Genomic DNA, 2,023 nt, shown 5'->3' on the forward strand with positions numbered 1-2,023 from the left:
GGATGCCGACCCCAGTGCACTCGGGCTACTGGTCCGGGGTGATGGGTGGTTGGTCGTTGTTTGAGAACTGCACAGTGGACGCGAGCATCTGTGGCCAAGTTTTTAAGGGCGCACGGTGGATGCCTTGGCACCAGGAACCGATGAAGGACGTGGGAGGCCACGATAGTCCCCGGGGAGTCGTCAACCAGGCTTTGATCCGGGGGTTTCCGAATGGGGAAACCCGGCAGTCGTCATGGGCTGTCACCCGCTGCTGAACACATAGGCAGTGTGGAGGGAACGCGGGGAAGTGAAACATCTCAGTACCCGCAGGAAGAGAAAACAACCGTGATTCCGGGAGTAGTGGCGAGCGAAACCGGATGAGGCCAAACCGTATGCGTGTGAGACCCGGCAGGGGTTGCGTATACGGGGTTGTGGGATCTCTCTTTCACAGTCTGCCGGCTGTGAGGCGAGTCAGAAACCGTTGATGTAGACGAAGGACATGCGAAAGGTCCGGCGTAGAGGGTAAGACCCCCGTAGTCGAAACGTCAGCGGCTCGTTTGAGAGACACCCAAGTAGCACGGGGCCCGAGAAATCCCGTGTGAATCTGGCGGGACCACCCGTTAAGCCTAAATATTCCCTGGTGACCGATAGCGGATAGTACCGTGAGGGAATGGTGAAAAGTACCGCGGGAGCGGAGTGAAATAGTACCTGAAACCGTGTGCCTACAAGCCGTGGGAGCGTCGGACATCAAGCTTGCTTGATGTCTCGTGACTGCGTGCCTTTTGAAGAATGAGCCTGCGAGTTTGCGGTGTGTTGCGAGGTTAACCCGTGTGGGGAAGCCGTAGCGAAAGCGAGTCCGAATAGGGCGATATAGTAGCGCGCTCAAGACCCGAAGCGGAGTGATCTAGCCATGGGCAGGTTGAAGCGGCTGTAAGAGGTCGTGGAGGACCGAACCCACCAGGGTTGAAAACCTGGGGGATGACCTGTGGTTAGGGGTGAAAGGCCAATCAAACTCCGTGATAGCTGGTTCTCCCCGAAATGCATTTAGGTGCAGCGTCGTGTGTTTCTTGCCGGAGGTAGAGCACTGGATAGGCGATGGGCCCTACCGGGTTACTGACCTTAGCCAAACTCCGAATGCCGGTAAGTGAGAGCGCGGCAGTGAGACTGTGGGGGATAAGCTCCATGGTCGAGAGGGAAACAGCCCAGAGCATCGACTAAGGCCCCTAAGCGTACGCTAAGTGGGAAAGGATGTGGAGTCGCAGAGACAACCAGGAGGTTGGCTTAGAAGCAGCCACCCTTGAAAGAGTGCGTAATAGCTCACTGGTCTAGTGATTCCGCGCCGACAATGTAGCGGGGCTCAAGCGTACCGCCGAAGTCGTGTCATTTCAGCAATAGGGCCAACGCCCGCTGGGATGGGTAGGGGAGCGTCGTGTGCCGGGTGAAGCTGCGCCGGAAGGCAGTGGTGGACGGTTCACGAGTGAGAATGCAGGCATGAGTAGCGATACATACGTGAGAAACGTGTGCGCCGATTGACTAAGGGTTCCTGGGTCAAGCTGATCTGCCCAGGGTAAGTCGGGACCTAAGGCGAGGCCGACAGGCGTAGTCGATGGATAACCGGTTGATATTCCGGTACCCGCTGTGAAGCGTCAAACATTGAATCAGGCGATGCTAAGTCCGTGAAGCCGCCCTGGAGCCTTCGGGCAAAGGGGAGTGGTGGAGCCGACGGACCAGACTTGTAGTAGGTGAGTGATGGGGTGACGCAGGAAGGTAGTCCAGCCCGGGCGGTGGTTGTCCCGGGGTAAGGGTGTAGCCCGTCATCTAGGTAAATCCGGATGACATGAGGGTGAGACCTGATGCCGAGCCGATTGTGGTGAAGTGGATGATCCTATGCTGTCGAGAAAAGCCTCTAGCGAGTTTCATGGCGGCCCGTACCCTAAACCGACTCAGGTGGTCAGGTAGAGAATACCGAGGCGTTCGGGTGAACTATGGTTAAGGAACTCGGCAAAATGCCCCCGTAACTTCGGGAGAAGGGGGGCCATCACTG

At 57.4% G+C, this 2,023-nt stretch carries 1 rRNA gene (cut by a window edge); it reads left to right on the plus strand.

The window, feature by feature from the left end:
- The first annotated feature begins 92 nt into the window (after positions 1-92).
- Positions 93-2,023 (plus strand): 23S ribosomal RNA (locus AC07DO_RS39790); it runs 1,272 nt beyond the window's last position.

The organism is Streptomyces sp. NPDC045678 (assembly GCF_056432085.1).